The 23,039-nt window shown below is 60.4% G+C and carries 22 protein-coding genes, 1 tRNA gene and 1 other RNA gene; 14 read left to right on the top strand and 10 right to left on the bottom strand.

The window, feature by feature from the left end:
- The first annotated feature begins 17 nt into the window (after positions 1-17).
- Positions 18-203, top strand: coding sequence for an NAD(P)H dehydrogenase subunit NdhS (locus DXY29_RS09795; RefSeq protein ID WP_115024823.1), 186 nt, complete (start codon positions 18-20; stop codon positions 201-203).
- Positions 204-207: 4 nt separating this feature from the next.
- Positions 208-1,035 (top strand): ion transporter, encoded by an 828-nt coding sequence (locus DXY29_RS09790; protein ID WP_115024822.1) that lies wholly within the window; start codon positions 208-210, stop codon positions 1,033-1,035.
- On the opposite strand, the gene rnc is transcribed toward DXY29_RS09790, so the two are convergent.
- Both rnc and rnpB read right to left on the bottom strand, forming a co-directional pair.
- Entirely contained in the window at positions 993-1,718 is a 726-nt protein-coding gene (gene rnc, locus DXY29_RS09785; RefSeq protein ID WP_115025041.1) for a ribonuclease III, read from the bottom strand. The two genes, DXY29_RS09790 and rnc, sit on opposite strands and share 43 nt — an antisense overlap.
- A 27-nt stretch (positions 1,719-1,745) precedes the next feature.
- An RNA gene (gene rnpB, locus DXY29_RS09780) (RNase P RNA component class A) lies at positions 1,746-2,136 on the bottom strand.
- Between the two features lie 38 nt (positions 2,137-2,174).
- On the opposite strand from rnpB, the gene DXY29_RS09775 reads away from it, so the two are divergent.
- The 3 genes from DXY29_RS09775 (at position 2,175) to DXY29_RS09765 (ending at position 3,168) form a co-directional block, all read left to right on the top strand.
- Positions 2,175-2,248: transfer RNA gene (locus DXY29_RS09775), tRNA-Arg, on the top strand.
- A gap of 91 nt (positions 2,249-2,339) precedes the next feature.
- Positions 2,340-2,666, top strand: coding sequence for a hypothetical protein (locus DXY29_RS09770; RefSeq protein WP_115024821.1), 327 nt, complete (start codon positions 2,340-2,342; stop codon positions 2,664-2,666).
- A 37-nt stretch (positions 2,667-2,703) separates the two neighbouring features.
- Complete coding sequence (locus DXY29_RS09765) at positions 2,704-3,168, top strand: hypothetical protein (protein ID WP_115024820.1); 465 nt, start codon at positions 2,704-2,706, stop codon at positions 3,166-3,168.
- Positions 3,169-3,425: 257 nt separating this feature from the next.
- On the opposite strand, the gene DXY29_RS09760 is transcribed toward DXY29_RS09765, so the two are convergent.
- The gene (locus tag DXY29_RS09760) at positions 3,426-5,948 is read right to left on the bottom strand and encodes a glycogen/starch/alpha-glucan phosphorylase (protein ID WP_115024819.1); all 2,523 of its coding nucleotides are present in this window, start codon (positions 5,946-5,948) and stop codon (positions 3,426-3,428) included.
- Between the two features lie 212 nt (positions 5,949-6,160).
- Between DXY29_RS09760 and DXY29_RS09755 the strand changes: the two genes are divergently transcribed.
- Entirely contained in the window at positions 6,161-7,534 is a 1,374-nt protein-coding gene (locus DXY29_RS09755) for a cation:proton antiporter (RefSeq protein ID WP_115025040.1), read from the top strand.
- 3 nt (positions 7,535-7,537) lie between these two features.
- On the opposite strand, the gene DXY29_RS09750 is transcribed toward DXY29_RS09755, so the two are convergent.
- Positions 7,538-7,855: a hypothetical protein gene (locus DXY29_RS09750; protein WP_115024818.1), complete on the bottom strand. Its 318-nt coding sequence runs from the start codon at positions 7,853-7,855 to the stop codon at positions 7,538-7,540.
- A 36-nt stretch (positions 7,856-7,891) separates the two neighbouring features.
- On the opposite strand from DXY29_RS09750, the gene DXY29_RS09745 reads away from it, so the two are divergent.
- Together DXY29_RS09745 and DXY29_RS09740 are read left to right on the top strand one after the other, a co-directional pair.
- Positions 7,892-8,812 (top strand): alpha/beta fold hydrolase, encoded by a 921-nt coding sequence (locus DXY29_RS09745; protein ID WP_371411079.1) that lies wholly within the window; start codon positions 7,892-7,894, stop codon positions 8,810-8,812.
- A gap of 28 nt (positions 8,813-8,840) precedes the next feature.
- Positions 8,841-9,695 (top strand): galactose mutarotase, encoded by an 855-nt coding sequence (locus tag DXY29_RS09740; RefSeq protein ID WP_170952181.1) that lies wholly within the window; start codon positions 8,841-8,843, stop codon positions 9,693-9,695.
- Here DXY29_RS09740 and DXY29_RS09735 read toward each other — a convergent pair.
- Entirely contained in the window at positions 9,680-10,831 is a 1,152-nt protein-coding gene (locus DXY29_RS09735) for an FAD-binding oxidoreductase (RefSeq protein WP_115024817.1), read from the bottom strand. The genes DXY29_RS09740 and DXY29_RS09735 overlap by 16 nt on opposite strands.
- A 14-nt stretch (positions 10,832-10,845) precedes the next feature.
- Here DXY29_RS09735 and DXY29_RS09730 point away from each other — a divergent pair, with 14 nt between their 5' ends.
- Entirely contained in the window at positions 10,846-12,192 is a 1,347-nt protein-coding gene (locus DXY29_RS09730; RefSeq protein ID WP_115024816.1) for a four-carbon acid sugar kinase family protein, read from the top strand.
- Here the strand turns inward: DXY29_RS09730 and DXY29_RS09725 are convergent.
- From DXY29_RS09725 to DXY29_RS09715, 3 genes are read right to left on the bottom strand one after another with little or no spacing between them, the layout of a single operon-like run.
- On the bottom strand, positions 12,091-13,467 hold the full coding sequence (locus DXY29_RS09725) for a (Fe-S)-binding protein (protein WP_115024815.1): 1,377 nt from the start codon (positions 13,465-13,467) through the stop codon (positions 12,091-12,093). The two genes, DXY29_RS09730 and DXY29_RS09725, sit on opposite strands and share 102 nt — an antisense overlap.
- Positions 13,468-13,510: 43 nt before the next feature.
- Positions 13,511-14,236 carry a sulfotransferase family 2 domain-containing protein gene (locus tag DXY29_RS09720; protein WP_115024814.1) on the bottom strand — a complete coding sequence of 242 codons (726 nt, stop codon included), beginning with the start codon at positions 14,234-14,236 and terminating at the stop codon, positions 13,511-13,513.
- 21 nt (positions 14,237-14,257) lie between these two features.
- Positions 14,258-15,682: an NADP-dependent isocitrate dehydrogenase gene (locus DXY29_RS09715; protein ID WP_115024813.1), complete on the bottom strand. Its 1,425-nt coding sequence runs from the start codon at positions 15,680-15,682 to the stop codon at positions 14,258-14,260.
- 82 nt (positions 15,683-15,764) lie between these two features.
- Between DXY29_RS09715 and DXY29_RS09710 the strand changes: the two genes are divergently transcribed.
- The gene (locus DXY29_RS09710; protein WP_115024812.1) at positions 15,765-16,715 is read left to right on the top strand and encodes a glycosyltransferase family 2 protein; all 951 of its coding nucleotides are present in this window, start codon (positions 15,765-15,767) and stop codon (positions 16,713-16,715) included.
- Here DXY29_RS09710 and DXY29_RS09705 read toward each other — a convergent pair.
- Together DXY29_RS09705 and DXY29_RS09700 are read right to left on the bottom strand one after the other, a co-directional pair.
- The gene (locus tag DXY29_RS09705; RefSeq protein WP_244279368.1) at positions 16,698-17,912 is read right to left on the bottom strand and encodes a ChbG/HpnK family deacetylase; all 1,215 of its coding nucleotides are present in this window, start codon (positions 17,910-17,912) and stop codon (positions 16,698-16,700) included. The two genes, DXY29_RS09710 and DXY29_RS09705, sit on opposite strands and share 18 nt — an antisense overlap.
- On the bottom strand, positions 17,903-18,658 hold the full coding sequence (locus DXY29_RS09700; protein WP_115024811.1) for a 5'-methylthioadenosine/adenosylhomocysteine nucleosidase: 756 nt from the start codon (positions 18,656-18,658) through the stop codon (positions 17,903-17,905). Before DXY29_RS09700 ends, DXY29_RS09705 begins: the two co-directional genes overlap by 10 nt.
- A gap of 104 nt (positions 18,659-18,762) precedes the next feature.
- On the opposite strand from DXY29_RS09700, the gene DXY29_RS09695 reads away from it, so the two are divergent.
- The 4 genes from DXY29_RS09695 to DXY29_RS09680 all read left to right on the top strand — a co-directional run bounded on the left by DXY29_RS09695 (position 18,763) and on the right by DXY29_RS09680 (position 22,921).
- The gene (locus DXY29_RS09695; protein WP_115024810.1) at positions 18,763-19,179 is read left to right on the top strand and encodes a hypothetical protein; all 417 of its coding nucleotides are present in this window, start codon (positions 18,763-18,765) and stop codon (positions 19,177-19,179) included.
- Positions 19,180-19,254: 75 nt separating this feature from the next.
- Positions 19,255-19,968, top strand: coding sequence for a heme oxygenase (biliverdin-producing) (locus DXY29_RS09690; RefSeq protein WP_115024809.1), 714 nt, complete (start codon positions 19,255-19,257; stop codon positions 19,966-19,968).
- 10 nt (positions 19,969-19,978) lie between these two features.
- The gene (locus tag DXY29_RS09685) at positions 19,979-21,016 is read left to right on the top strand and encodes a glycosyltransferase (RefSeq protein ID WP_115024808.1); all 1,038 of its coding nucleotides are present in this window, start codon (positions 19,979-19,981) and stop codon (positions 21,014-21,016) included.
- Between the two features lie 66 nt (positions 21,017-21,082).
- Entirely contained in the window at positions 21,083-22,921 is a 1,839-nt protein-coding gene (locus tag DXY29_RS09680; RefSeq protein WP_115024807.1) for an ABC transporter ATP-binding protein, read from the top strand.
- The last annotated feature ends 118 nt before the right edge of the window (positions 22,922-23,039 follow it).

Raw genomic sequence — 23,039 nt, 5'->3', positions numbered from 1 at the left:
CCGTCCGAGACCGAGCCATGGCGTCTGCACCTGCTCCGATCCTTCCTGGCTCCACGGTGACCGTGGCTGATGCCACCTCGATTTACAACGGCTACACCGGCTTCGTGCAGCGGATCAGCGGTGACCGTGCAGCCGTTTTGTTTGAGGGCGGTAACTGGGACAAGTTGGTGACCTTGCGTTTGAAAGACCTCCAGCCGGCCTAGGGCGATGAACGCAGACCGCAGCCTGCGACAACGCCTGCGGGCCACGGTGCTGGAAGCCAGTACCCCAGCGGGCAAGGCCTACAACGCCGTCATTTTCGGGGCAATTCTGTTGAGCGTTCTGGCGTTGCTGCTGGAGCCCGACCCCTTGGGCAACTCAGCCCTGCGCCAGACGAATGTGCTTTGGATCGATCTGGTTCAAAACGTTTGTCTTGCGGTGTTTGCGGCGGATTTCGTGCTGCATCTGGCCTTGGTGGAGAAGCCCCGGCGCTATTTGTTCAGCTTCACCGGATTGATTGACGCCTCAGCGGTGCTGTTCTTCTTCGTGCCACAGGTGCGCAGCGAGCTCTTGCTGTGGGTGTTCAAGTTCGGCCGCATCCTGCGGGTGTTCAAGCTGCTCAAGTTCATTGATGAGGCCCGCGTGCTGGGCCAGGCGCTGCGGGGCAGTGCCCGCACCATTGGCGTCTTCCTGTTCTTTGTCTTTCTGCTGCAAGTGGTGCTCGGCTACAGCATCTTTGTGATCGAGAGCGCCCGGCCGGATTCCCAGTTCCAGACAGTGGCGAGCGGCGTTTATTGGGCGATTGTGACCATGACCACCGTGGGCTACGGCGACGTGGTCCCTCAGACCGAGCTGGGGCGGCTGCTGGCCTCAGCGGTGATGATGCTGGGTTTCGGAATCATTGCCATCCCCACTGGAATCTTGACCGTGTCGGGGGTGCGGCATCACCAGCAGCGAGGTGTGGATCTGACCTGTGGCAATTGCGGACGGCAGGGGCACCGCAAGGATGCCCGTCATTGCGATGCCTGTGGTGCGTCCCTGCCCTCCAGACTCTGAAGGGCGGCTACCGCTGCGTTTTGTTCGGCCTCCTTGCGGGAGCGGCCCTTGGCCTCGGCCAGCTCTTTGTTGCTGACGCTCACCCGGCAGAGGAAGCGTTCGGGGTCGCCGTGCTGGAGGCTGCATTCCTCGGTGATGTAGTGGGGTAGTCCCAGGCCCAGGCCCTGGCTCCACTCCTGCAGGGCTGTTTTGCCGTTGTATTGATGGGGGGTGGCCAGTACCGCTTCGGCTGTGACACGCCAGTGGGGAGTGAGCCAGCGGTGAATCGCCTGCAGGTCGCCAAGGGCGGTGTACAAGGCTCCGATCAGCGCCTCGGTGGCATCGGCCCGCAGCCTGGCCTGAGCGGAACGATCCCCTTCGGCGTGTCGCCCCAGCAGCAGATGTGTCTCGATGGAAAGCGTTGCACCCACCTCCGCTAGCCAGCGGTCGCTGACGAGCTGGGCCCGCAGGTTGGAGCAGGCCCCTACCGCGAGATGGGGGTGGTTGCGGTCAATGAATTCGGTAGCGGCAAGCCGCAGCACCGCATCCCCGAGAAACTCCAGCCGTTCGAGGTTGCGGGCGCGACCGGTCGACACGTGGGTGAGAGCTTGATCCACCTGGACCAGCAACTCCGCTTCGATCGGGATCTCAGCGTGCAGGCGCTGGATCAGGCCGGCGAGCTCTGCGGCGCGGGATGAATCCACAGGCACTCCTGAGCAACGCTGATAAGGGGTTGAAAGCAGGACATAAGCCGGGTTCTGTTCACGCCACCACAGAGGTTGTCTGCAGAGGGTGGGTGGCTATCTATCTGGGACCGCCGTTACCGACGGCCTCAAGCGGCGCGTTCAAGCGGAACGGGGCCAATGGCCAGCCGTCGTTCCTTGGCCTTGCTCCCAGCCGGGGTTTACCGAGCCAGCACCTCTCGATGCTGCTGGTGCGCTCTTACCGCACCTTTGCACCCTTGCCTGTGCCGGCGAACCGGCCATCGGCGGTGTGTTTCTGTGGCACTCTCCTCACGGTCACCCGCACTGGGCGTTACCCAGCAAGCCTGGCCATCAGGGAGCCCGGACTTTCCTCAGCCGACACTCAAAGAGATCGGCCGCAACCACCTCGCCTGCTTTCAGATCTCATCATGCCTCGTGGGCATAATTCAGAGGTCTGGGGCTGTAGCTCAGCTGGATAGAGCGACGGTTTCCTAAACCGTAGGTCGTGGGTTCGAGTCCCGCCAGCCCCGTGAGAATCGCTGAAGAAGTAGTTAACGCTACATCTGGTGGGGTGGGCAGATCGCTCACCACCGCTAGGGTTGCTTCAACCGTGTGGGTGCCATGACCCAGCTTCACGATCTACGTCTGCGGCTGTTGGTGCAGCAGGAAAGCGAGCGGATTGCGGAGTCCCAGCCCACGGATCTGGATCTATCGGTGGTTCAGGCCCGTTGCCTCTGCTGGCTGGCTCTGTTGGCGGAAGCCCATGAAGATCAAGCCAGTGATGCCGAACGTCGGGGTGACACTGAACAGGCCATGGGGTGGTTCGCCGATTCGATGCGGCTGCGGGATGTGATCGGTGTGGTCTCCTCCATTGAGATCCCGCTGCCCGACACGGCTGGAGAGGATGGACCTCAGTCTGAAGAGGATCTGGGACAGCAGGCAGCTTGATCGGTGGCATAGTGGTAGATGACCGCGAGGGACTGCATTGCCGGAAGAGCCCTGCCAGTGCCCGGATTGCCAACGGTTTTACCGAGAGCATGACCGGCTGATCCGGGAATCGCCCACGCTTCGTCAGCAGCAGGAGCTCAACTGGGCAGCCCTTCAATCGTTTCGCACCCTTTCTGGTCGTGTTCTGGAAGATCTCCAGAGACAGCACAGCTCCCGCCAGACCGCTGATGCAGCTGCCAAGCCGGCAGCACCGAGTTCCCCACTGCCCGAGGAATCGGGAGATTCACTTCAGCAGGCCATTGCTGATCTGGAGAACATCAACGCCCATCTGTTCTCGATCGAGGCCTTGATGGAACGCGTGTTTGATGTTCGCGTCCCTGAGGAGATCGAACAGAAGTTCCGCGAACTTGCCGGTGAGTTGGCTCCTGACCCGTTGAATGTGGATCGGCTCCGGCTCAACCGTCTGTTGCATCAGACGCCCGACTTACCCGATCGCAGCTGATCCAGCTGTGCATTAGAGGAGTTGTTAGGGGTGCTGTGGCGCCGGCATAACCGAGCAATCATTCCTGCTTCATCGGCGGGAACCACAATCACGTCAAAGTCTCCCCACCAGCTCAAGGCCTGTCCCAGTTCCTCTTGAAGCTGCAGGTCATGTGTTCTGATCCTGCCCCTCATTCCAGACGAAAGCCCCGGTGGAGTTCACCAGGGCCGCCTTGAGGCTTGAACTGCCCAGATTGATCACCAGGCAGAGGTCGCCCATCAGCGCACGTCGCAGGTGATCTCCACGTTGAGTGGATCCACGGCCCAGATGTTGTTGCAGTACTCACTGATGGATCGGTCGGAGGAGAAGAACCCTGTGCGAGCCGTGTTCAGCAGCGACATTCGATTCCAGTGCATCCGGTCGCTCCAGGCATGGCTGACTGCCTCCTGGGCCCGGAGGTAGTCGGCGTAGTCGGCCATGACATAGAAGGGGTCGTTGCCGGTGAGGTTGTCGAGCAGAGGGCGGAATAGCTCGCCGTCGCCGTTGCTGAAGTGGCCCATCTCGATCAGCCGCAGGGCCTCTTGCAGTTCAGGCAGCGCGGCGACCACGTCGCTTGGGCGGTAGCCGCTCTGCTTCAAAGCTGTGATCTCCTCCACGGTCTTGCCGAACAGGAAGAAGTTCTCGGCACCGACGAGGTCTCGGATTTCCACATTGGCGCCATCGAGGGTGCCAATGGTGAGGGCACCATTCATGGCGAACTTCATGTTGCCGGTGCCGGAGGCTTCCTTGCCGGCAGTGGAAATTTGTTCAGACAGGTCGGAGGCGGGGTAGACCTGCTCGCCCAGCTTCACGTTGTAGTCCGGCAGGAACACCACCCGCAGCAGGCCATCCATGTCGGGGTCGGCGTTGATGGTGTCGGCAATGCCGTTGATGAAGCGGATGATCAGCTTCGCCATGTAGTAACCGGGAGCGGCCTTGCCGCCGAAGATCACAGTGCGAGGTGCCATGCCATCGGTCTGGCCGTTCTTGATCCGCAGGTACTGGGTAATCACCTGCAGGGCATTGAGGTGCTGGCGCTTGTATTCGTGGATGCGCTTCACCTGCACGTCGAACAGGCTGGCGGGATCCACGAGCACACCTGTATTCCGGTGGATGTAAGTGGCCAGCTTGCGCTTCACCGACAGCTTGGTGTTGCCCCAGAGCTCGAGGAAGCCGTGGTCGTTCTGCCGCTCCTCCAGCTTGCGCAGGTTCTCCATGTTGGAGACCCAGTCTGGTCCCACGTGCTCATCCAGCAGGGCAGACATCTCGGGGTTGGCCAAGGCGACCCAGCGCCGCGGGGTGACGCCATTGGTGACGTTGGTGAACTTCTCCGGCCATAGCGCTGCGAACTCCGGCAGCAGGTCGGTTTTCACTAGATCGGAGTGGAGAGCTGCCACACCGTTGACGTGGTGTGCTCCGATTGTGGCCAGGTGAGCCATGCGTACCGCTTTGCTGCCCTCCTCATCAATGATCGAGAGCTTGCGCTGGATCGCGTCGTTGCCGGGATAGCGCAGTCGCACCTGCTGCAGGAAGCGCCTGTTGATCTCGTAGATCAGCTCGAGGTGGCGGGGCAGCAGGCTGCTGAACAGGTTGAGATCCCACTTCTCCAGAGCTTCTGGCAGCAGGGTGTGGTTGGTGTAGGCCACGGAGCGTGAGGTGATATCCCAGGCTTTGTCCCACTCCAGATGCCGGTCATCAATCAGCAGGCGCATGAGCTCTGCCACGGCGATGGCCGGATGGGTGTCATTGAGCTGAACCGTCCAGTATTTGGCGAAGTCTTCGACGGCCAGTCCTCGGTTATCGAGGCTGCGCAGCATGTCCTGCAGTGAGCAGCTGACGAAGAAGTGCTGCTGCTTCAGGCGCAGCCGCCGCCCTTCGTCGGTGCCGTCGTTGGGATACAGAACCTTGGAGAGCGTCTCGCTGCCCACCTTTTCCTCAACGGCGCCGTAGTAGTCGCCGATGTTGAAGGCATAGAAGTCGAAGCTTTCGGTGGCATCGGCACGCCAGAGTCGCAGCCGATCGCAGATGTTGACCCGGTAGCCCAGCACCGGCACGTCATGGGGGATGCCAATCGCGTGCTCCGCTGGGATCCAGCGCGAGCGGTAGTTGCCCTTGTCATCGATATAGCTCTCGGTGCGGCCACCGAAGCCGACGAAGCAGGCCTCATCCGGCTGCGGCAGTTCCCAGGGCCAGCCACCCTTGAGCCATTTGTCGGTGATCTCCACCTGCCAGCCATCGCGGATCAGCTGGTCGAAGATGCCGAATTCGTAGCGGATGCCGTAACCGGTGGCCGGGATCTTCAGGCTCGCCAGCGACTCCATGTAGCAAGCCGCCAGGCGACCGAGACCGCCGTTGCCCAGACCCGGTTCCTCCTCTACATCAAGGATTTGCTGCAACGACTCGATGCCGAAATTCTTTAGTGCCTCTTCGGCCTCCTTTTGGATCCCCAGGTTCAGCAGGTTGCTGTGGAGCTGCGGGCCGATCAGGAATTCCGCCGACAGGTAGGCCACCGATTTCTGCGGGCGGGCCCGCATCGCTTCGGTGGTGGCCAGATATCGCATCATCAAGCGGTCGCGCACCGCGTAACTCAGGGCCATGTAGAGGTCATGGCGGCTGGCAGTGGGGGCGAGTTTGCCGAGGGTGAAGAACAGGTGCTCCGTCATGCCGTCGAACACGCTCTTGGCATCGAGGCCGGCGCGTTCGGGGTCGTTGTGACAGCCGGGGGTCGGCAGACGCAGATCGAACGGTTGGGACGTGGTCATGGGGGGTCAGCGAGCCAAGGAGCGTGGAATCACCGTCAGGCCAGGGGTGCTCGGAGCCCAACTCAATGAATTACTCGGACCGTAGCGATCACAACTGGGGCTGCCTGCAAAAAAGCGTGCTTCTACAGCATTCCCGGTCAATTGGGATCGTCCAGCGAACAGTTCAGCGGCGGAATCACCATTAAGGTTCGGCGTGAGAAATGCCCGGCGTGATGCTGCTGCCCACCCTGCTGAGCGAAATCAGCAGTCATGACCTCGAATTGGCGGAAACGCTGATCGGCGTCCTTCGCTTCATGCTCATCTTCGTGGCGGCCCGCACCCTCGCCGAGGTGCTGGTGCGTTTCGAGCTGCCCACCATCCTTGGGGAGCTCCTGGCTGGCGTGCTGATCGGTGCCTCGGGTTTGCATCTCCTGGTGCCGCCGGAGACTCAGGTGCAGCTCTCTGGCGCTTTTTCCGAGGTGGTCTCCGGCCTGTCCCATGTGCCGGTGGACGAAATCCCAACTCTCTACAACGAGAGCTTCGGAGCTTTGCAGGCGGTGGCCACGTTGGGGCTCTACTCCCTGCTTTTCCTTACAGGTCTCGAGAGCGAGCTGGAAGAATTGATGGCGGTGGGTGCCCAGGCCTTCAGCGTCGCCGTGGTGGGTGTGGTGCTGCCCTTTGCCCTCGGCACCCTTGGCCTGATGGCAATCTTCCACGTTGATGCAATCCCAGCGATCTTTGCGGGTGCCTCGATGACGGCCACCAGCATCGGCATCACCGCCAGTGTTTTCGGTGAACTCGGTTATCTGCGCACCCGGGAGGGCCAGATCGTGATCGGCGCCGCCGTGCTCGACGACATTTTGGGCATTGTCATTTTGGCCATCGTGGTGTCCTTGGGAGCCGGCGGAAGTCTGGAGATTGGCCCCATCGTCCAGTTGGTGGTGGCGGCGGTGCTGTTCGTGGTGGTTGCTCTGTTGTTGAGCCAGAAGGCCGCACCAGCTTTTGATTGGATGATTGACCAACTCAAGGCCCCCGGCGCCAAGTTGATTGGTTCCTACCTGCTTTTGGCCGTCAGTTGTTTTGTTGCTTCAGCGATTGGTCTGGAGGCTGCCCTTGGGGCCTTTGCTGCTGGTTTGATCGCAAGCACCTCCAAGCACCGCCACGAGATTCAGGCGGCGGTCACCCCCATCGTTGGCCTGTTCGCCACCGTTTTCTTTGTGCTGGTGGGTGCCGGCATGGATCTGTCAGTCATCAATCCCTCTGAACCCGGTGCCCGTTCCGCCCTGGTGGTGGCGGCCTTCCTGTTTGTGGTGGCGATCATCGGCAAGGTGGCCGCCGGCTGGGCCATCTTTGGCAAGGAGAAGACCAATAAATTGGTGGTGGGTCTTGGCATGATGCCCCGAGGCGAAGTTGGCCTGATTTTCCTGGGCCTGGGAACGGCTTCAGGCTTGCTCAGCCCTGGCCTTGAAGCAGCGATTCTGCTGATGGTGATCGGCACCACCTTCCTCGCACCGGTGCTGCTGCGTATCGTCCTCAAAGACAAGCCACCCGAGGCCGGCAATCAGGTGCCCGACGAATTTGCAGCGGATCCCCTGGCAGGCAACTAAGCGTTAATCCTGGCGATTGACGGCAACCAACAGCAGGCTCCAGCCAATGGCGATGGCCGCCAGGCTGGAGGCCCAGCCTGGTCCGAGAGCCCAGCTGGCAACCAGTTGGGTGATCAATCCCACCACCAGCGCCAGCAGGAGACTGCTGGTCACCAGCACAATCTGGCGCCACAGCTGCGGCAGGGGGCTATCCGCCAGGCTGGTTTCGAACGCTGCCAGAGGTGCACTCAAGGGGATGTAAAGGGCAATGGCCCAGAGCAGCGCACCCCGCCAGACCCCCCCATCGGCGAGCGGGCTGATGAATACACCGGTCTCCTGCATCCAGTTCCCCGAAACTGCTGCCTAGCATCGCGGCTCTTGCGCGACGTTGTGGAGTCCACGCCCTGGAACCATCTCGGCCACACCGTTCATGCGGTGCAGCAACAGCCTGACGCCTCTGGAGATCGCCCGGCTCTTCTGTTGGTGCATGGGTTCGGGGCCTCCACAGATCACTGGCGGCACAACATTCCCGTGTTGGCTCAGACCCATGCCGTGCACGCCATCGATCTGCTGGGCTTCGGCAGGAGTGCCAAGCCGGCGGAGCTGAACTATGGCGGCGCCCTGTGGCGCGATCAGCTGGTGGCCTACGTGCGTGAGCGGATTGGTAGGCCGACCGTGATTGCCGGTAATTCCTTGGGGGGATTCGCCGCTCTCGCCGCTGGGGCCGCATTGGGATCGGATTGTGCGGGGGTCGTGCTGCTCAATGCCGCCGGTCCGTTCAGTGATGAGCAGAAACCTCCGCAAGGTTGGGGGGCGGTCGCCCGTCAGAGCATCGGCACGGCGCTGCTGAAGAGCCCGGTGCTGCAGCGGCTGATGTTCGAGAACCTTCGCCGTCCGGCCACGATCCGCCGCACGCTTAACCAGGTGTATGTGGACAAGACCAACGTCGATGACTGGCTGGTGGAGTCGATCCGCCGCCCGTCACTGGATCCCGGTGCATTTGGTGTGTTCCGCACGGTGTTCGACATTCCCCGCGGCCAGCCCCTCGATGAGTTGTTCGCAGAACTCACGGCGCCATTGCTGCTGTTGTGGGGGATTCGTGATCCCTGGATCAATGCGCCTGGGCGGCGTTCCACCTTCCAGCGCCATGCGCCGGCTGCCACCACTGAGGTGGTGTTGGAGGCGGGTCACTGCCCCCACGATGAGGTGCCTGAGCAGGTGAATGCAGCTCTGTTGGAGTGGCTGGCGGGCTTGACGTCGGCCACAGCACCGACATATCCGGAACATTCCGCTACTTGATTAGGCCAGACTTTCCGCACCTTGGCGGATGCCGATGACCCTCACCCAGCAAGCCGCTCCCTATGCCCACTGGGAGTATGTGCACCCCACCAGCGGTGACCGGCTGCGGATCATCCCTGAGCGGGGAGGAATCGTCAGCGAGTGGCGTTGTGGTGAGCGCGAGGTGCTTTATTTCGATCAGGAGCGTTATGCCGATCCTGCGAACAGCATCCGCGGCGGTATTCCGGTGTTGTTTCCGATTTGCGGCAATCTTCCCGGCGACGTGTTCACGGTCGATGGGGTCGACCACACGCTCCAGCAGCACGGCTTTGCCCGGAATCTTCCCTGGGCATTGCAACTGCTTGACGACCAGAGCGGGGTTCGTCTCAGCTTCTCCAGCACCGATGAAACCCTCAAGGCTTATCCCTTCGCCTTTCTGGTGGAGATGGACGTGCGGCCGGTTGATGGTGCTCTGGAGATCAGCACCACCATCCACAACCGCAGCGCTGCGGCGATGCCCTTCAGCTTCGGGCTGCATCCCTATTTCAATGTGAGTGACCTGGCTCAGACCCGGCTCACCGGTTTGGCGGAGCGCTGCCTCAATCATCTGGAGATGGCTGATGCCGCCACGGCTGATCAGCTCACCCGTCTGCCGGAAGGGGTGGATTTTCTCTGCCGCCCAGCCGGTTCAGTCACGCTGATCGATGACACCAACGGCGCCCAGCTGCAGCTCCAGCACCAGGATCCGATGGATCTCACCGTGGTCTGGACCGAGCCGCCTCGCCCGATGGTTTGCTTGGAACCCTGGACGGGGCCGCGCCAATCCCTGATCAGCGGTGATCGAAAACTGGTGCTGGAGCCCGGTGCTGAGCAGACCCTCGCCTGTCGCTACAGCGTCTCCTGATGCACCCCGGGCAGACGGCCGCGGCTGAGTTGCAGCTTGGGATCGAATTGGCGTTTCACCGCTTCGATCAGTGGTCGGGAGGGACGATCAACCCACGCTGGCAGGGTTGATCCGGCGGTGCATTTCAACAGCGTCATTTCGCCGCCGAGGCGGCTCACGCTGCGGCGCAGCGCCTCCAGCTGGTGATCCGGTGTGGCGATGTCGCACCAGCCATCACCACAGCCGGCTCCGGCGGCCAGTTCCCAGCACCATGGCTTGAGGGTTGTCATGGCGTCATCCCGCAGCAACAGCTGCAACTGGGCTGGCGGCAGCACCAGCCGCACCAGCTGGGCTGATTGGCTGGCATCGAGGGGTGTGGTCAGCGGATCGGTGCAAGGCTGGCGTTCTGCACTGAGCTGTTGTTGCAGCGCCAAGCTTTCCAGCCGGTTCAGCTGGTCTTCCACCGCCTGGTTCGACACGCTGCTCACCACCAGCCGGAGCTGCCAGGAGCCATCGCCGCTGTTGATCCAGTCACAGCGTTCTGGCGTCAGGCTGGAGCGCAGAAGTTCAGTCCGGAAGTTGTCTTGGGCTGCAAGGTCGCCATCCACGAGCAGGCTGCTGCGGGCGGGGCGCTGCGGTTGGAGCCGCAGGGTGAGTTCCGTGATCAGCGCCAGGCTGCCCCAGCTGCCGCAGAGCAGACGCATCAGGTCGTAGCCCGCCACGTTCTTCACCACCCGTCCACCGGCCCGGGCTTCGATGCCATCAGCCCGCAACAGGCCGATCCCGATGATCTGATCGCGCACCCCCAGATGGCGTTGACGTAGTCCTCCCGCCAGCCCCCGGGCCACCAGTCCGCCAATGGTTCCTGGCGCGCCGGCCCGGGGCCAGTCAATCGGTAGCCATTGCCCCTGTTCCGCCAGTAGATCCTGCAGGTCTTGCAGTGGCAGGCCGGCTTCCACCGTGATGGTTAGATCGTCCACCGCATGGTCGATCACCCGATTGAGCTGACGACACGAGAGCACCTCGTGGCTGGGATTGAGCGGCGGGCCCCAGTCCAGGCGTGTTTCCAGGCCACTGGGCGTCCAGGGTGTGGCGCTCTGATGCCACTGGCGAACCAGGTCGATCAGATCGCTGCGGTTAGCGGGGGAATGGCTCACGGCACGATGGTGCCATGAAGGTTGTGGTCATTGACGACGATCCCACCGGCTCGCAGACGGTGCACAGCTGTCCTCTGCTGTTGCGCTGGGATGTCGACACCCTGCGCCGGGGGTTGCGCCAGCCCTCGTCGTTGTTGTTTTTGCTGGCGGACACCCGGGCGCTGACGCCAACGGATGCGGCTGAACGCAACCGCAGCATTGCCGCTGCGCTGGATCAGGCGTTGCTGCGGGAGGGTTTGGCGCGCGATCAGGTGCTGTTGGTGAGTCGCGGGGATTCGACTCTGCGCGGCCATGGGGTTCTGGAGCCTGAGGTTTTGCAGGCGTCCTTCGGCCCCTTTGATGCCACCTTGCATGTGCCGGCTTTTCTGGAAGGAGGCCGTACCACCGTGAACGGCGTACATCTCCTCCACGGCGAACCGGTGCACACCACGCCGTTTGCCCAAGACCGGCTGTTTGGTTTCAGCAGTAGTGATCTGGCCTGCTGGCTGGAGGAGAAAAGCGATGGAACCATTGCCGCGGCTTCGGTGCTGCGGATATCTGGCCGTGAGCTCGATGCCGCCTGTGGTGCTGGCCTGCCGCAGTTGATCGATCGCCTCCGCTGTTTCCAGGCCAATGTGTCGGTGGTGGTGGATGCCGAGCGTCAGGAGCAGCTCACTGCTTTAGCCGCAGCGGTGCGTGCCCTTCAGGGAGAGAAACGTTTTCTGTTCCGCTCTGCCGCCAGCATGGTGAAGGCCCTGGCGGATCCCGGCCCACCGCCTTTGGATGCAAAAGGCCTTGTGGGGCTGCGGCGCCGGGCTGCCGACGGAACGGCTCTGCCGGGATTGGTGATGGTGGGCTCGCATGTGCCCTTGGCGGATCAGCAACTCGACCGGCTCTTGGCTGACCCCGGTTGCGCTGGCCTGGAGCTGCCGGTGCATCGCATCGCCAGGGTGCTGGAGGGACCAACACCCGATCTGTTGTTGGCAGACCTGGAGCGGGTCTGGTTGCAGCAGTTGCGAGCGCTGCTCGACGCTGGCGCTACACCAGTGCTCTTCACCAGTCGTGGTGAGTTGCGCTGCGCCTCCGAGCAGGAGGGCCGGCGCTTGTCCTGCGCACTGGCTGCGTTGATGGGGAGACTTGCGGCCGCCTTCGCCCCTGATTTGGGCTATCTGATCAGCAAAGGGGGCATCACCACCCAGACGCTGCTGGCCGGTGGTCTGTCACTTGAGTCGGTGCAGCTGGAAGGGCAGCTGTTGCCGGGACTATCGCTCGTGCGCCCGTCAGGGGGACCCTGTAGCGGTCTGCCAATTCTCACCTTCCCCGGCAATCTTGGTGGTGCCTACACCCTGCGGGACGCCTGGCAGCGCATGGAGGCCGGCTGAAGCGGCCAGCAGTTCCATCGGGTGCAGTACCTGGGCCCGATCGCCTAAATGCCGCCGCAATTGCAGGGTGCAACCGATGTTGGCGCTGGCCACCAGTTCAGCTCCGGTGCCGCTGAGGTCATCGGCCTTGATCCGCCCCAGTTCAGCGGCCTCTTCCGGTTGCACAAGGTTGTAGATGCCTGCACTGCCGCAGCACACCCCCGCTTCGGTCGCTTCCTTCAGCTGAATGCCGGGGATGGCTCGCAAGAGTTGGCGAGGTTGGGCCTGGATGCCCTGGCCGTGAATCATGTGGCAGGCGTCATGCATGGCCACAACCGCTGGGAGAGGTTGCAGTTGCGTGCGGAACGTCTCCAGGAGGCCGCGATCCGCCAGGAACTCCTGCACATCCAGCACCGGAGCACGGAATTGGATGTCGCCGTTCAGCAGCTCGCCGTAGGCCTTCATCGTGTGGCCGCAGCCGGAGGCGGCCACGATCACCGCATCCAACTCCCCTTCGATGGCATTCATGCTCTGAATGAGAGTCGTCGCGAGTTGGCGGGTGAGCTCCAGCTCACCCTGGTGATCACTCACGGCACCGCAGCAGCCTTGGTCAGGCGGAATCACCACCTCAAAACCGTTGGCCTGCAGCACCTTCACCGTTGCGGTGCTGACGCTGGGATCGAAGCAGCGCTGCACGCAGCCCAGCAACAGCGCCACGCGGCCGCGGCGTTCGTCGGTGGCGGGATTGATCTGAAGCAGTTGGTCGCTGAAGCTTTCCGGCACTAGGGGGGGCAGTAGTTGCTCCATCGCTTCGATCTCCGGCCCGAACAGACGGGTGAGCCCGGAGCGGCGGGCCAGGTGTTGCAGTGGTGTGCCGGCATAGGCCCGCAGCGGTTGCAGCAGGGCCCGCAGGCGCTTGGGGTAGGGCAGCACCTGCAGCAACAGCTGGCGGAAGGCCACCTGCCATGGGCTTCGCTGGCCCGCATCGATCAGCTTGGGCCGGGTGGCTTCGATCAGCTGGTCGTAGCGCACCCCCGAAGGACAGGCGCTCACGCAGGCGAAGCAGCCAAGGCAGGTGTCGAAATGGCTGGCGACCGTGGCATCCAGTTCCAGCTCGCCGGCTTCAATTGCCCGCAGTGCATGGATGCGGCCGCGGGGGGAGTCCATCTCGCTTGCCAGCACCCGATAGCTTGCACAGGTGGGCAAGCAGAAGCCGCAGTGCACGCAGGGGTCAGCGGCGCCGGCGGGAAGGCCGGGGAGTTGGGTGCGAGATGAAGAGCCGGATTCGAGTCCCATCAATCAAGTCTGACTGCTTGACGATTTCATTGCCTGGAAGGCTTTAAAACTGATATTTTCCCCATTCCACTTCTTGGTAAAAGATGCGCTCAATTGCGTCTTTTTGATTTGAATTGAGTATTTCTTTGTAGGGCCTTTTGTCGGTGCGTAAGGTGGATTTGGCTTTGGGAAGTTGTGGATTTCCGGCTAGATTGAAATCGTCAAATAGATTTTCAATGGCTTCCTGAAGTTGTTCATAGTGATATAAGTGGTTCACGAGGATTGTTCCTTTGTGGCTATAAATTGATCGGCAAGAAGTTGCGAAATTTTCCAGAAGACCGCCGTTGATAAAAGTGTCTAGATCGAGGTCTTTGTGGCTTTTCTGGTCTTTTTTGAGTTCAAAAAACTGGGAAAGGGCATGGTCCCATGGGTTTCGAATGAAGCAGAAGCTGTAATAGCTCTCGAATGTCGATGCACTGATGTAATTTTTGCTAAGGGCAGTTGTTGCCTCAATGTGTGTGTGCAATCCAATCGATTTGAGATAGCGGCTGACGCCTTTTTTCTGTAATTTGCATTTTGCTTTAATTGCAAAGTAGTTAATTTTGTTCCACCAGGGAATATAATTCGTGGGTCCCTGGTAGCCAAGCTCCCGGCGAATCTTTTCGTCTCGACCTAAGGGCGTAATGACGTCTTTGCGATTGCAGCTGCTGGACAGTGCAATCGCTGTTGATGTCGATGCTGTCTTCCGGTTGGCAAAAAATATAAATTTATTTGAGTGATTGATAATCACGGATCTCTAGCAGTTGATTGTTCAGAAGCGTTCAATGATCGCCTCGGCAAAGCCGCTGCAGCTCACGGGGTCCACTTGGGGTTCCATCAGTCGGGCCAGGTCGTAGGTGACCTGCTTGTCGGCGATGGCGGCACTGAGGCCTTTGGTCACCAGATCAGCAGCCTCCTGCCAGCCGAGGAACTCCAGCATCATCACGCCGCTGAGGATCACCGAACCGGGGTTGATCCGGTCGAGGCCGGCGTGTTTCGGGGCGGTGCCGTGGGTCGCTTCGAAGATGGCAGCGTTCTCGCCGATGTTGGCCCCAGGGGCCATGCCCAGGCCTCCCACCATCGCTGCCGCGGCATCGGAGATGTAGTCGCCGTTGAGGTTGAGCGTGGCGAGGATCGAATACTCCTGGGGGCGGGTCTGGATCTGCTGGAAGATGCTGTCGGCGATGCGGTCATCCACCAGCACCATTTCTTCCCATTTGCCGTCACCGTGGCTGCTGCCGATGGCGTCGATCACCGCCTGCACCTCCGCATCGATGTCGGCTGTCTTCTCTGGTGTGAGGCTGTCGTAGCCCGGTTCGATCATCCGTGCGTTGGCCTGCACGCTCAGGTTGGGGTCCTTCTCGAGGTTGCCGAGGATCCAGCTCTCCCGCTCGGTGATGCACACATCGCGGAATTCGGTGGTGGCCAGTTCATAGCCCCAGTCGCGGAAGGCCCCTTCCGTGAATTTCATGATGTTGCCCTTGTGCACCAGGGTCACGTGGCGCTTGTTGCCCTCAAGGCGAAGGGCGTGCTGAATCGCCTTGCGGATGTGGCGTTGGCTGCCGTTTTTGCTCACTGGCTTGATGCCGATGCCTGATCCCTCGGGGATTTGGCGCTTTCCGAGCTTGCCGTTGGCGGGGATCACCACTTCGTTGAGGTGCTTGCGCAGCTCTTGGCCGACGGCGTCATCGGCTTCCCACTCCACCCCCATGTAGATGTCTTCGGTGTTCTCCCGGTAGACGATCACGTCCAGATCCTGGGGACGCTTGTGGGGGCTTGGGGTGCCTTCGTAGTAGCGGCAGGGACGCACGCAGGAATACAGATCAAAGATCTGGCGCAGGGCCACATTCAGCGAACGGATGCCGCCGCCCACTGGTGTGGTGAGGGGGCCTTTGATGGCCACGCCGTAGCTGCGGATCGCTTCGAGGGTGTCCTCCGGCAGGTACTGGTAGGTGCCGTAGAGGTCGCAGGCTTCATCGCCGGCATACACCTTGAACCACTCAATGCTCTTGCTGCCGCTATACGCCTTGGCCACGGCCGCATCCAAAACCTTTTGCGTGGCGGGCCAGATGTCAACGCCGGTGCCATCGCCCCGGATGAAGGGGATGATCGGGTCGTTGGCCACCACGGGTTGACCGTTCTCGAAGCGAATCGGTGTGCCCTGGCTGGGGGCGGTGAGCTTCTCGAACTGGGCCATGGCGGTTGGTCGGGCGTCAGCAGGCCGAGCCTATGACTGAGCCGGTAGCCCTACGGTTCCTGATAGTGCAAACCGCGCATTCATGGCCAGTGAGCAGGTGTGGGTGGTGGCGGCCTGCTTCAACGAAGCCGAGGTGATCAGCGCCTTTATCGAGAGGGTTATGGCCTTGCCGGATGTTGACCGTCTTCTGCTCATTGACGACGGATCGTCCGATGCCACGGTGGCGGTGATCCAAGCCTGGCAGCAGAGGCATGCCGACCAGGGCGTCACGCTGCTCGAGCTCACCCGTAACTTCGGCAAGGAGGCGGCGATGCTGGCGGGGCTGGACTACGCCAACGGACGCTGTGCCGCGGCGGTGTTGATCGATTCCGATCTTCAGCACCCTCCCGAACGGATTCCGGCGATGGTGGAGGCCTGGCGCAATGGCGCCGAGGTGGTCACCGCCGTGCGGGATGACCGCGATGCCGAAGGGCTGGTGAAGGTCGCCACGGCATCCTGGTTTTACCGGGTGTTCAACCGCCTGGTGGATTCGATCCAGCTTCAGGAGGGGGCCGGTGATTTCCGTCTGCTGAGTGCACCCGTGGTTGAGGCGGTGACCCAGTTGCGTGAGGCCACGCGTTTTTCCAAGGGGTTAATGCCCTGGACCGGTTATCGCAGCGAGGAGATCGCCTACAGCCGTGTGGCTCGCGTCGCTGGTGCCACATCCTGGAGCTCTTTCAAGCTCTGGCGCTATGCCCTGGACGGCATCTTTTCGTTCACGGTGAAGCCGTTGAAGGTTTGGGGCGTGATCGGTGTTCTGATTTCGTTCCTGAGCTTCATCTATGCCGCACTGATCGTTCTGCGCACCCTGGTCTTTGGTGTGGATCTGCCGGGCTATGCCTCACTGATCGTGGCTGTTCTGTTCCTCGGGGGGATTCAGTTAGTTGGCATCGGTGTGCTGGGCGAATACATCGGCCGGATCTACATCGATGTCAAACGGCGGCCGCACTATTTCGTCAGAGCCGTGCATCAGGGTTCAGAGCTGTTGCGCTGAAGTCCACTCTTTTTGGCGGTGGGAGGAGTTGAAAAAGGCCACGGACTGCTGAAAGGTCTCCTGATCCATGCCCGATGCGGCATGGCGGCGGGCCGGGTGGATGAGCACAACGGGCCTTGATTCGCGAGGGATCGTGCTGGGGCTGTGGGCCGTGATCCAGCTGCGACGCAACGCATTGCCGAACATCGATCCACTGAACAACACACCGGCGAAGCGCTGGTTGGTTGGAATCCCGGCCCGGCGTAGCCGGGGGATGGCCAGCCCGCTCAGCAGCTGCAGGACCAGCCACTTGATCAGCCCTCCTGTTTGCAGGCTGCGCCACCAGAGTTTCAGGGACAAGCCTTCCGGCAGGGGTTCCCGCGTCGTGCGCACCCAGGTGATCGATTCGGAACGGGCCAGATCCAGCACGGCATCCAGCACTAGGGGCACGATATGGATGTGCTGGTGGCCATCGAGTCGGATCCGCTGCAGCCCGGTGAGTTGGCGGTAGCGGCTGATCTGCTGCAGCAGAACCGTGCGCAGCTGGGGTGCGATGCGTTGGCGTTGCCACGGCAGGATCGAGGCCAGCAGCAAGGTGCCGAATCCGGTTGGCAGATCCGGAGCGTTGGGCAGGCGATGCCCTTCGGTCAGGCAGAGGTGAAGCGTGAGTGGTGGTGGATCAGCAAGGTCGCGCCAGGCTTCGACAGCGGCAGTTGCACTTGGACCATTCACCAGAAGACTGGCTCCCTGGATCTGTCCCCTTCGGGCGAGATCGATGATCGCCGCATCAACCCCCTCAGCCAACCCGAGGTCGTCGGCATGGAGCAGCGGTGGTTGGCCGTTTTGTTGGTGGCGGGACTTGGCACTGAAGCGGGCCGCTCGACTCCAGATCAGTGCATTCAGCACCGTGGGTGTGAACACCAGCACCAAGATCGGGGCTTTGAGCAGCGGCAGCAGAGCGCAGACGCTGATGTTGACGACGTACTGCAGCAGCAGCCAGCGACGGGCGAACTGGCGACCACCAGTCTCTTCCCGGAAGGTCAGTAAGGCGTGGCCGAGATACCCCGCTACTGAGGCGGCCAGGAAGGCGATGGGGTTGGCCAGGCTCAGGGTCATCCACTGGCCCAGCAGCAGAAGCACGCCAATGTGAACCGCGGCGGCCGTGCCCCCCACGACGCCGTACCGCAGCAAGCGGTTCAGCAGAGGCATCATGCGCATCGTTGGGGCGTGTCGTTGCAGCGTTGCAGCAGGGCCTCAATCAGCCGCCATGCCTTCTCCTCGTAGCGTTTGACGAAGTCTTCGAAGCTCTGGGCTGCCGCCTCATCGGCACCATCGGAAATCACCCGAAGCACAAGCCAGGGGACGCCCTCCTGTTCGGCCACCTGCGCGACGGCGGCGCCTTCCATCTCAACGGCCAGCAGATTGGGAAGGGCGTCCCGCAGTGTTTGCAGCACCACGGGATCGCCGATGAAGCGATCCCCCGTGGCGATCAGACCGCTGCGTGGACGTGCGAATCCGTCCAGTTCGCTGGCGCCGTGAGCCTCCTGAAGAGCGGTCTTGGCCCAGTGAAACCAGGTCGGCTGTGGTCGGAGCTGGTCCTGATTGAGCGCTGGCAGCGTGAACCGTGGGAACAGGGGGCGGGCATCCATGTCGTGCTGCACCACGGCATCGGCCAACACCACATCCCATTGACGCAGGGCTGGATCCGCAGCGCCGGCGACACCGGTGAACAACAGCAGATCGATGCTGGGATCGCTGGCGAGCAGACGTGTGGCGGCCCGCGCAGCGCTCACCTTGCCCCAGCCGCTCCAGGCCAGGCTGAGGCTCACGTTGTCACCCCAGGATCCCCGATGGATTTTGAGATCTCCGTGTTCGCTGCAGCTCAGGTCCTTGAGGTGGCTGAGATCGGAGCCGATCTCCTCCGGCATCGCGCCAAGCAGGGCAATGTGCAGCGGTTGCGTCATGGTTTCTTAAACCTCGGGCAACCGTAACGGCGACCTCTTGCATCTCCCTGCACACTGTGCGGAAGTCGGAGGGTCCAGTGAACGCGGGTGAGTCAGTACACAGCATGGCCCGGATGCGAGCACTGGCCTCCACGATCACGCTGGTGCGTCAACAGTTTCCTGCTGCACAGGCCAACCTCAGCCCCTGGCGGGATGACCCGCAGACCCGGCAGTGGAGTGAGGAGGAATCGTTGGATCTTTCATTCCACTTTCCTGGTTGGAGTCCACGGCTGGAATGCCGCAGTTTGCTGATGCAATTGCGCATCAGCGAAGAGAGAGACGATGAACAGCTGCGTCTGCTGGGGGTGTTGATGCGGGGCATGACCTACGACGGCGAACGCTGGCGCCTGGCCACGGTCGGTGAGTGGCTGCCGGAAGGCCGCCATTTGCCCCAGCAGCAGCAGGTGAAGCAGCTTCAGCAGATCTGTCGCCAGTTGTTTGAACTGTTCGAGGGACATGCTGTATCTGATACAGCGGCGTAACCCTTCGCAACGCTCAAGGCCACCCTTACGTGGACTGCTTATAGGGTCCTTCTATCGGTCCAATCACAAGCATTCATGTCCGTTGCACTGGCTGCCCAGATCCGTGAAGGCACGAAAAAGTCTCACACCATGGCCGAAAACACCGGCTTTGTGAGTTGCTTCTTAAAAGGCGTCGTCGACAAATCAAGCTATCGCAAGCTTGTTGCAGACCTCTACTTCGTCTACGAGGCGATGGAAGAGGAGATCGACAAGCTGGGTGATCATCCTGTTGTTGGACCGATTGGCAAGAAAGAGCTCAATCGTCGTGAATCTCTCGAGCAAGACCTCACCTACTACTTCGGTGAGGGTTGGAAAGAGCAGATTCAGCCGTCTCCGTCGGCAGTGGCTTATGTCGAACGGATTCATGCTGTTGCGAAGGAGTCCCCTGAGCTCTTGGTGGGTCACCACTACACCCGTTACCTCGGTGATCTCTCCGGTGGTCAGATCCTCAAGAACATCGCTCAGAAGGCAATGAATATGGATGGAGACGATGGTCTTCGTTTCTATGTCTTTGATGACATTGCCGACGAGAAGGCGTTCAAGACCCAGTACCGGGCTGCCATGGATAGTCTCCCGATCGATCAGGCCACGGCTGATCGCATTGTTGAGGAAGCCAACCATGCCTTCCACCTGAACATGAACATGTTCAAGGAGCTTGAGGGCAATCTCGTTGCCGCCATTGGCAAGGTTCTGTTCGGTTTCCTGACTCGACGTCAGCGGGCTGGCAGCACCGAGGCCGCCGCCGCTTGAGTTTTCGCTGGTGCCCACCGAACTGATTCGTTTTCTGGTCCCCGGGACCGGTCGCCGCTTTCGTTGTGGTGGGCTCAGCGTCGAACAGCAGACCGCCCGACTGGTAGAGAATCTGTGCCCGACCGAATTGGTCACTTACCGCGAGCGTTCACCCGATCATCCGTACCTGGATGATTGTCTTCGTCATGAGCCCCCTGATGCTCAAGTTGTCTGGGTGGTCAGCTGGGGCTTTGACGTTCCTGGTTTGATCCGTCGGTTGAACGGCCGTCGGGTTGTTTATCACGCCCACAGCAGCCAATACGGCTTTGGATTGCCGCCTGGAGTCCCGGTATTGGCCGTCAGCCGCAACACCCTGGGCTATTGGGGTGACAAGGCTCCCCGCAATCCCTTGTTCTTGGTTCCGAATGCCCTGGGCCAGGCTTGGCTTGACCGTGGCGACCGTTCGGCACGCCAAAGTCGATCCATCGATGTGCTGGTGCAAGCCCGCAAGAGCAGCCCCTATGTACTGAATCAGTTGGTGCCGGCGTTGCGGCAGGCCGGTCTTGTGGTGGAGGTGCAGGCCGGCTGGGTGGATGACTTGGTCGAACTGTTCAATCGCTCCACGGTGTACCTCTACGACTCAGCGGAGTACTGGCGCGGCCGCGGCGTGACCGAGGGTTTCGGGTTGCCGCCTCTGGAAGCGCTGGCTTGCGGCTGCGTTGTGTTCAGCAGCCTGAATCATGCCCTGGCCGACTATGGCGATCCCAGTCACACCGTGCATCAGGTCGGTTGTGGACGTCTGAGTTTCGATCTCGAGCGAATCAAGGGCGCTGTTGCTGCTCCCCAGAGCTGGCGCCCTTCAGTCGACCGTTTGGAGGCTTTGCTGCAGGAATGTTCAGAAGCTGAGCTGCTGAAGCGCTGGCGAGACGCCTTTACTCTTCTGGATGCCCTGGAAGCTGCATCCGGGCCAGATCTGAGTAGTGCCCCCACGTGGCGGTTGCAGCTGCAGCAGCTGCTCTCACGGCTTCAGCGAGTGGTCAATCGGTTGCCCGTCTGGCCTTCCCGTTAGGGCAGCATGATCCTTGGCGCGTACGGTCACTGAAGAGGTTGATGCGTCGGTTCTGGCTTGGGAAAGATGAGCCGTCAGTTTCCGGGATTTTCCCTGCAGAGTCAGACTTGGAAAGATATTTCGGCGTTGCTGGACAAGTTGCCGGCAAGGCGGAAACGGTTGGTCGGTTTTGTCCTTCTTGCGTCGTTTTTTCAGGGCATCCTTGATCTTCTTCTGATTGCATTTTTGGCCCGATTTGTTGGCCTGTTCTCAGGTGCAAAGCTTGCAGATCGCTTGCCAGGAATTTGGGTTTTTGGTGGCGGAATTTTAGATCAAACGGGCTGGCTTTTGGCCTTATTGATTGCTTCATTCTGGCTTACATCTTTCGTGCGTTTTCTTGTGTCTTTGATGCAAAGTCTCCTGAGTGCGGAGATATGGAATGACCTCGTCAATCAGGTGTACCAAAATGTGCTTCAGCAGCGATATGAATTTTTTATTGAAAACCGTACGGCCAATCTCTCCGAAAAATTCAATCGAATTCTCAATAGTGTTTCAACCAAGGTTGTGATTCCTTTGATTGCGATTGCCGGCAATGCTTTGTCGGTCACATCTCTATTGGTTGGTGTTGTTTTTGTCCTTGGCTATCAGGCCTTGGCCATCTTCTTACTGATGTTGATTGCCTACGCAGTGGCTTCGGTGCTTATTACTCCTTATTTAAGGTTGGCGACCAAGCAGCGTGTTCGTTACGGCAGACGGATCAATCTTTTGCTGATGGAGTCGTTGCGATCCATACGTGATGTTCATCTGTACTCGGCTGATAAATATTTTGTGACTCGCTTTTCTTCGGATGGAGTCATTGCAAAAAGGTACGATCGACTGACGCGCTTACTGCCTGATGTTCCGCGCTTTTTGATCGAGCCTGCTGGTGTTTCGATTCTTTTCTTGGTCGGTTTGGCCCCAGCTGTTTTGAATGGGGATTCCAGTGATGTGCGTAATGCGATTCCCGATTTGTTCGCAATCATGTTCACGTTGTTGAAGATTTCTGGGCCGCTGCAGAACACATTCCGTAGTCTGAACCGTTTGCGTGGTGGCCTCCCTGAAATAAAAGATGCGCTGGACTTGTTGGATCTGAAGCCTGAGCGACTTCTTTTGTCTTCTCCTGGTGTACCAACCCCAGAAGGGTTAATGCCCCGCCGGCTGATTCAGTTGAAGGATGTCAGTTTTTTGTATCGGCGCAGCGAAAAATTAATTGTTGATGCAGTCAATCTCTCGATTCCGATTGGCTCCCGTTTTGCCTTGGTTGGGCGCACGGGAAGCGGAAAAACCACAATTGCCCATCTGTTGCTGGGTTTGCTCCAGCCATCATCGGGTCAGCTCATGTTGGACGGCATTCCTGTGAGTGCGCAAGACTTGCCTGCTTGGCAGGCCAATTGCGCCTTGGTGCCTCAAGATATTCGTCTTTTTGATGGAAGTATTCGCGACAATGTGGCGTTCGGATTGGACAATGATTCGATCGACGATGAGGATATTTGGGCTGCGTTGAAGACGGCTCAGTTTGATGATGTTGTGGCTCAAATGCCCTATGGCCTCTACACCATGATTGGAGAAAATGGCGTCAAGTTGTCTGGGGGGCAACGTCAGCGTCTCGCGCTGGCACGAGCCTTTTATCGTGGTGCCAAGGTTCTTGTCTTGGATGAAGCGACAAGTGCTCTTGACAATAGAACAGAGCATGATCTTCTTCAGGCCTTGGATCTGGTGGGGCGTCGCTGCACAACCATCGTGATCGCCCATCGGCTGTCAACAGTCAAAAAGTGCGATCGAATTGTCGAGATTGAAAATGGCAAGATCCACGCTCAGGGCGATTTTGTCTCTCTCTGCGAGAATTCGGAAACGTTCAGGGATATGTATCGCATTGAAAACACTTGATGGCAGATATCGTTCTGCTATCCACCGCTGACTGGGATCATCCCCTGTGGACGAACAAGCAGCACGTTGCTTGTGCACTCGCCGCTGAAGGTGAGCGAGTTTTGTACGTTGAATCTCT

Origin of the sequence: Synechococcus sp. UW69 (genome assembly GCF_900474185.1) — a bacterium.
GTDB lineage: Bacteria > Cyanobacteriota > Cyanobacteriia > PCC-6307 > Cyanobiaceae > Parasynechococcus.
Note: the sequence above shows the minus strand (reverse complement) of the source record. Positions and strands in the feature narration are given on the sequence as shown.